This window comes from Falsiroseomonas sp. RANM36, assembly GCF_056682175.1.
In genome coordinates, this window is sequence record NZ_JBWXTD010000004.1 from 616,629 (window position 1) to 623,622 (window position 6,994).

At 71.3% G+C, this 6,994-nt stretch carries 8 protein-coding genes; 4 read left to right on the forward strand and 4 right to left on the reverse strand.

Annotated features, from left to right (window positions below; genetic code table 11):
- The first annotated feature begins 100 nt into the window (after positions 1-100).
- Together AC1MIR_RS16755 and AC1MIR_RS16760 are read left to right on the forward strand one after the other, a co-directional pair.
- Complete coding sequence (locus AC1MIR_RS16755; protein ID WP_480029319.1) at positions 101-745, forward strand: hypothetical protein; 645 nt, start codon at positions 101-103, stop codon at positions 743-745.
- A complete protein-coding gene (locus AC1MIR_RS16760) occupies positions 742-1,644 on the forward strand; it encodes a polysaccharide deacetylase family protein (protein WP_480029320.1) in 903 nt (300 codons plus the stop codon). Before AC1MIR_RS16755 ends, AC1MIR_RS16760 begins: the two co-directional genes overlap by 4 nt.
- 6 nt (positions 1,645-1,650) lie before the next feature.
- Here the strand turns inward: AC1MIR_RS16760 and AC1MIR_RS16765 are convergent, their stop codons facing one another.
- Positions 1,651-2,040 carry a Zn-ribbon domain-containing OB-fold protein gene (locus tag AC1MIR_RS16765; protein WP_480029321.1) on the reverse strand — a complete coding sequence of 130 codons (390 nt, stop codon included), beginning with the start codon at positions 2,038-2,040 and terminating at the stop codon, positions 1,651-1,653.
- On the reverse strand, positions 2,040-3,212 hold the full coding sequence (locus AC1MIR_RS16770) for a thiolase domain-containing protein (protein ID WP_480029322.1): 1,173 nt from the start codon (positions 3,210-3,212) through the stop codon (positions 2,040-2,042). The genes AC1MIR_RS16765 and AC1MIR_RS16770 overlap by 1 nt, the downstream gene beginning before the upstream one ends.
- Before the next feature lie 101 nt (positions 3,213-3,313).
- Here AC1MIR_RS16770 and hmgA point away from each other — a divergent pair, with 101 nt between their 5' ends.
- Together hmgA and fahA are read left to right on the forward strand one after the other, a co-directional pair.
- Entirely contained in the window at positions 3,314-4,645 is a 1,332-nt protein-coding gene (gene hmgA, locus AC1MIR_RS16775) for a homogentisate 1,2-dioxygenase (RefSeq protein WP_480029323.1), read from the forward strand.
- A gap of 4 nt (positions 4,646-4,649) precedes the next feature.
- The gene (gene fahA / locus AC1MIR_RS16780) at positions 4,650-5,951 is read left to right on the forward strand and encodes a fumarylacetoacetase (protein ID WP_480029324.1); all 1,302 of its coding nucleotides are present in this window, start codon (positions 4,650-4,652) and stop codon (positions 5,949-5,951) included.
- A gap of 3 nt (positions 5,952-5,954) precedes the next feature.
- Here the strand turns inward: fahA and AC1MIR_RS16785 are convergent, their stop codons facing one another.
- Both AC1MIR_RS16785 and AC1MIR_RS16790 read right to left on the reverse strand, forming a co-directional pair.
- A complete protein-coding gene (locus AC1MIR_RS16785; protein WP_480029325.1) occupies positions 5,955-6,266 on the reverse strand; it encodes a DUF6285 domain-containing protein in 312 nt (103 codons plus the stop codon).
- The coding region (locus AC1MIR_RS16790; RefSeq protein WP_480029326.1) for a phosphotransferase family protein at positions 6,266-6,994 on the reverse strand (729 nt) is incomplete at its 5' end. The genes AC1MIR_RS16785 and AC1MIR_RS16790, both read right to left, overlap by 1 nt.

A 6,994-nucleotide genomic window follows, 5' to 3' on the forward strand; every position in this document is an offset into this window, starting at 1 on the left:
CCGCCCCCCCCCCCCCCCCCCCCCCCCCCCCCCCCCCCCCCCCCCCCCCCCCCCCCCCCCCCCCCCCCCGGGGCATGACTGCGCCTATCTCCCGGCGCATGTGCCGGCCGGGCGGCTCGAGGATTTCCTCGCGGGCGTGACGCATCTGCGCAACCTCGCCGGCGTGGTCTGCACCATCCCGCACAAGCAGGATGCTGCGCGGATCGCTCGCTGCGACACCGCAGCGCGTCGCGCCGGCAGCGCCAACCTGCTGCGCCCGGACGGCACGGGCGGGTGGGAGGCGAGCATGGTCGACGGCGCCGGCTTCCTGGCCGCGGCGAGCGCCGCGGGCCTGCCGATTGCGCGTCGGCGCGTGCAGTTGCTCGGCGCCGGTGGCGCGGGCCGTGCGGTGGCGATGGCCATCGCCGGCGAAGCACCGGCCGCCCTCGCCATTCACGATCCCGACACGGGCCGCGCGGAGTCGCTGGTCGGGGCGGTCGCGGCGGAGTTCCCGGGCGTGCCGGTGCAGCGCCATCTCGGCCCGAGCGAGGTGCTGGTGAACTGTTCGGCCATCGGCATGGGCAGCGACGACCGCCTGCCCTGCGACGCCGCGCTCATCCCGGGCTTCGTCTATGACGTGGTGAACCGCGCCGACACGCCGCTGATGGTGGCCGCCCGGGCGCGTGGCGCCGTCGCTGACCATGGCTACTCGATGATGGCCGCGCAGATCCCCCTGGTGCTGCGCTGGATGCTGGAGCGCGGATGAGCCCGACCCTTCGCCTGCTCGACCTGCCCGCGGACGCGCGCGTGGTGATCCTGCATGCCGACGATGTCGGCATGTGCCACGGCTCCAACCAGGCCTTCCTCGATCTCGCCCGCGCCGCGCGGATCGACTGCGGCAGCGTCATGGTGCCCTGCCCATGGTTCCCCGAGATCGCGCGCGAGGCCGCCGCCGATCCGTCGCTCGATCTCGGCGTGCACCTGACGCTGACCAGCGAGTGGTACGGCTATCGCTGGGGGCCGGTCGCGGTGCGCAGCGCCGCCTCCGGCCTGCTGGATGCCGATGGCTATTTCCATCGCGACTGCCTCTCGCTGCGCCGTGCCGTGGACCCGCTCGCGGCGGAGGAAGAGATGCGCGCGCAGCTGGACCGCGCGCTGGCCGCCGGGATGGATGTGACGCATCTGGACACGCATATGGGCGCGGCGCTGCTGCCCGAATTGCTGCCGGCGACGCTGCGCATCGCGCGCGAGCATAGGCTGCCGCTGCTGCTGCCGCGCCAACTTCCCACCTATCTCGGCGTGCTGCGCCTGGGCGAGGTGGACCCCGGCCCCTATGCCGAAGCGGTCGCGGAGCTCGACGGCGCCGGCCTGCCGGTGATCGACCGCTTCGCGATGACGCCGGGCGTGTCCCTGGCCGAGACCGAGGCGGCCTACGAAACGCTCGTCACGCCGGCGGAACCCGGCCTCACTTACGTCGCGCTGCATCCGAACGCGCCGGAGGACATCGGCGACATCCTGCGCGGCCATCCGCGCGGCCAGCCGCATTGGCGCACCGAGGAACTGCGGCTGTTCGGCAACGGCTTCTGCGATGCGGCCATCGCGCGCGAAGGCGTGCAGCGGCTGGGCATGCGCCGGCTGCGCGACCTGCATCGCGCAGCCGGCTGAACGGCGTCAGGCCGGCGCGAACATCGGCACCGGCGGACCGTCGGCGGTCGGGACGAAGACGACGCGCAGCGCCATGCCGATGCGCACATCCTCCGGCGCGACCTGCACCAGGTTGGTGAAGAGTCGCGGGCCCTCCGCCAGCTCCACCATCGCCGGGATGTAGGGCTCCTTCGTGCGCATCACGGTCCAGCTGTACAGCACGCCGCGGCCACTGGCCTCGACCAGCTCCACATTCGGCGAGAGCGTGAAGGGCGAGACGCCGCGCGGCGGGAAGAAGTGCCGCCCGGTGTCGTTGCAGCGGCCGATCAGCAGCCGGCCCTCGCGCGCGGCGTGCCAGAAGGGCGCGGTGGTCGGATCGGGGATCGGGGCCGGGATCGCGCGCTCGTCGAAGCTCATCACAGCCGCTCCAGGATGAGGGTGGCGCTGCCATGCCGATGGCCGAGCAGCCCGCCGGTGCCATGCGCCAGCGCCAGGCCGCAATCCTTCACCTGCACGGCAGGATGCGCTTCCCCGCGCAACTGCCGCACGGCCTCGATCACCTTGGTCATGCCGCCGCGATTGGCGGGGTGGTTGTTGCAGAGCCCGCCGCCATCGGTGTTGAAGGGCAGCTTGCCCACGCCGCTGATCAGGTTGCCGTCCGCGACGAACTTTCCTCCGTCGCCCTTGGCGCAGAAGCCGAGGTCTTCCAGCTGGATCAGCACGGTGATGGTGAAGCTGTCATAGATGCTGGCGTAGCGGATGTCGGCGGGCGTCACGCCGGCTTCCTCGAAGGCGCGCGCGCCGGACCAGCGGGCGCCGGAGAAGGTCAGGTCGTTGTAGCCGCCGGCATGGTTCTTCAGCGCCTCGCCGGTGCCGCGCAAGCCGACCACCGGGCGCTTCAGGCTGCGCGCGATTTCCGGCCGCGCGACGATCAGCGCACCGCCACCATCGCTGATGACGCAGCAATCCAGCCGGTGCAGCGGATCGGCGACCAGCGGAGAGTTCACCACCTCCTCGACCGTCACCACCTTCTTGAGCATCGCATGCGGGTTGTGCTGCGCATGGTGGCTCGCCGCCACCTTGATCCAGGCAAGCTGCTCGGATGTGGTGCCGAATTCGTGCATGTGGCGCATCGCGCACATGGCGTAGGCGGCGGCGACGGTGCGGCCCATCGGGATCTCGAACTGGTCGTCCGGCACGGCGGGATTCTGCGCGCGGGTCGCGGTGCCGGTCGCCTGCCCCTCGCTGCGCGGGCGGCCGGCCAGCGTGATGAGCACCACGTTGCACCGCCCTGTCGCGATGGCCGCGGCGGCATGGGCGACATGGGCGATGTAGGAGCTGCCACCGATATCGGTGCTGTCCACATGGCGCAGGCGGTCGAGGCCGAGATACTCGGCGATGGAGAGCGGCCCCATCCCCGGCGCGTCGCCGGCGCAGACATAGCCGTCCACGTCGTCCTTCGAGAGCCCGGCATCCTGCAGCGCGCCCCAGGCGACCTCGGCATGCAGTTGCGCGACGGACCTGTCCTCCGCCTTACGGGTCGGATGCTCATAGGCGCCGACGATGCAGGCGCTGCCACGCAGGCTCATGCCCGGTTTCCCCTCATCTCCGGCGCAGACTGGCCCCGCCACGGGGCATTGGGCAAGCCGGGGCGGGCTGCGCTATATCGAGGCAAACGAGGAGGCCAGCCATGGACATCACCCCCCCGCAGGGCCTGACCGCCGCCACCGCCGGCTACATGTCCGGCTTCGGCAACGGCTTCGAGACCGAGGCCCTGCCTGGCGCGCTGCCGATCGGGCGCAATTCCCCGCAGCGCTGCGCCTACGGGCTCTATGCCGAGCAGCTGAGCGGATCGCCCTTCACCGCGCCGCGGGCCAGCAACCAGCGCAGCTGGCTCTACCGCATCCGCCCGACGGTCGCGCATATCGGGCGCTTCGCGAAGCGCGACCTGCCGCTCTGGGTCAGCGCGCCGGACACGGCGACGCATGACCTGCCGATCCAGCCGCTGCGCTGGGACCCGATCCCGCTGCCGGATCAGGCGCTGACCTTCCTGACCGGCATGCGCACGATCACCACGGCGGGAGACGCGTCCTCGCAGACCGGCATGGCCGCGCATATCGCGCTGGTGACCGCGAGCATGACGGACGAAACCTTCTGGAACGCGGATGCGGAGATGCTGATCACGCCGCAGCAGGGCAGCCTGCGCTTCCGCACCGAGTTCGGCGTGATCGACGCGGCGCCGGGCGAGATCGCGGTGATCCCGCGCGGCGTGAAGTTCCGCGTGGAGGTTTCGGGGCCGGCGCGCGCCTATGTCTGCGAGAACTACGGCGGCGCCTTCACCCTGCCGGAACGCGGCCCGATCGGCGCCAACTGCATGGCGAACCAGCGCGACTTCCTCTCGCCCGTCGCGGCCTACGAGGATGTCGAAGGCGCGCATCGCGTGACGGTGAAGTGGGGCGGCGTGTTCTGGACGACGGAGATCGGCCACTCGCCGCTCGATGTCGTCGCCTGGCACGGCAACTACGCGCCCTACAAATACGACCTGACGCGCTACTCGCCGGTGGGGCCGATCCTGTTCGACCACGCCGATCCCTCGATCTTCACCTGCCTGACGGCGCCGAGCGGGACGCCGGGCACGGCAAATATCGACTTCGTGCTGTTCCCCGAGCGCTGGATGGTGGCCGAGAACACCTTCCGCCCGCCCTGGTACCACATGAACCTGATGAGCGAGTTCATGGGCCTGATCTACGGCCAGTACGACGCCAAGCCGCAGGGCTTCGTGCCCGGCGGCTTCTCGCTGCACAACTGCATGCTGCCGCACGGCCCGGACGCGGACGCCTTCGAGAAGGCCTCCACGGTGGAACTCGCGCCGCACAAGCTGGCGAACACCATGGCCTTCATGTTCGAGACGCGGCTGCCGCAGCGCGTCACCGCCTATGCCGCCGCGTTGCCGCAGCTGCAGAAGGGCTATCTCGACTGCTGGTCGGGGCTGCGCAAGACCTTCGATCCGGGGCGGCGCTGAGACCATGCTGGACCATACGCATCTCGCCGCGCGGCGCAGCTTCGTCACGAGCGCGAACGGCCATCCGGACTTCCCGCTGCAGAACCTGCCGCTCGGCAGTTTTTGCACGGCGGAGGACGAGATGCCGCGCATGGGCATCGCGATCGGCGACCGCGTCCTGGACCTGGAGGCCGCGCTGGAAGCGGGCCTGCTGAACGGCGAGGTCGCCGAGGCGGTCGAGGATGCCAGCATGCTGGAGGGCTGGAACGATTTTCTCTCGCTCGGCCCTTCGCTGCGGGCTGCGTTGCGGCGGCAGGTCTTCGACCTGCTGGGGGACGGCTCGCCGCATCAGGCTGCGCTTGCGCCGATGCTGCATGCGGCGGCGGGCTGCACGCTGCATGTGCCGATGCGGATCGGCGACTACACCGATTTCTACGCCGGCATCGTGCACGCCACCAATGTCGGCGCGCTGTTCCGCCCCGACAATCCGCTGCTGCCGAACTACAAGCATGTGCCGATCGGCTACCACGGCCGCGCCAGCTCCGTCGTCGCCTCGGGCCATCCGCTGCGACGCCCGAAGGGTCAGCGCAAGCCGGCGAGCGAGACGGAGCCGAGCTTCGGTCCCTCGCGCAACCTGGACTACGAGCTGGAGCTCGGGATCTGGATCGGGCCCGGCAATGCGCTGGGCGAGCCCATTCCGATCGGGGAGGCGGCGCAGCACATCGCCGGCTATTGCCTGTTGAACGACTGGTCGGCGCGCGACATCCAGGGCTGGGAATACCAGCCGCTCGGCCCCTTCCTCGCCAAGAACTTTGGGACGACCATCAGCCCCTGGATCGTTACGCCGGAAGCGCTGGCGCCCTTCCGCATCGCGCAGCCGGCGCGGCCCGAGGGCGATCCGAAGCCGATGGACTATCTGTGGGACGCGGCCGACCAGGCGCATGGCGCGCTGGGGCTGGAGCTGGAAGTGCTGCTGCTGACGTCCGGCCTGCGGGAGAAGGGGCTGCCGCCGCATCGCCTCTCGCTCGGACAGGCGAGCGGGCTCTACTGGACGCCGGCGCAGCTCGTCACGCATCACACAAGCGGCGGCTGCAACCTGCAGCCGGGCGACCTGCTGGGAACCGGCACGATCTCCACCGCGGAGGGCTTCGGCTCGCTGCTGGAGATCACGCGCGGCGGGCGGGAGCCGCTGACACTGGCGAGCGGCGAGACGCGGCGATTCCTGGAAGATGGGGACGAGGTCTTCCTCAGCGCCCGCGCGCGCAAGGACGGTTTTGCAGCGATCGGCTTCGGCGAGTGCCGCGGGGTCGTCACCCCCGCGGCGTGACGTTCAGCCCAAGGCCTTCGGCGCGCTGACGCTCGCGCGCAGCCGCGCATAGTCGCGCAGCCATTCGCGCACCGCATCATGGCCCGGCGTGCCGGGGTCGTGCTGGCCCGCGCGGATCTCGCGCGAAAGCGGCGCAAGGTCGCGCGGCGGCACGGCGGCCGTATCCGCCTGGGCCTCACGCGCGGCGATCGCCATGGCGTTGGCGACCATGCGCGCCGCGAAGACCTTGTCGGGCGGCAGCGCTGGCAGCAATTCCTTCAGCAGAACCTCGCGCGCGGTGGCCAGCAGATCGGGGCCGTCGGGCTTCTCGAGCATCAGCGCCCCTCCGAAAGAATCAAAATATCCCATTCGAGCTCGGGGACGATGTGGCCGGTGAGCGCGAGTTCCAGGCTGCGCTCCTCGCCCGACAGATGGCGCTGCGCCTGGTCGGCGGCGATGACGGCCCATCGGAGATGCGCCATCAGTTCCCACCACCGCACGCGCGCATCCTCCACGCTGGCGCCGCTCTCGGCTTCGTAGCCCGCGTAGAAGGCGTCGCGCGGCCCGAGCCCGCCGGCCTCCTGCGCGACATTGCCGAAGCGCCAGCATTTCGCGCAGAGCCAGCCGAGATCGGCATGGCCGTCGCCCCAGGCGCAGAATTCCCAATCGAGCACGCCCGTCATGCCGGAGGCATCGAGCATCAGGTTGCCGGTGCGAAAATCGTTGTGGACCAGCACGGGCGCGACCGGCGGCGGCGCGCTGCGCTCAGCGGCGCGCAGGCCCCATTCGATGGCGGGCCGGGGCGTGCCCGCGGCATCCAGCCGGCCGCGCAGCGTCGCGATGGCGGCGAGCCCGGCATCGGCCGGCGGCGCGCCGAGAAAGGCTAGATCGTCGCGCGGCGGGCGGATGCGATGGATGCGCGCAAGCTCGCGGCCCAGCGCCTGCGCAAGCCTCTCGCGGCCGCCGCCCAGAGAAGAATCCTTCACCACGCGCGGGCCGAGCGCGGGGCCGCCCCCCCCGCCCCGCGCGGAGAAAGGCGCGCCCGGGGCGCCGCGGGGGGCGCC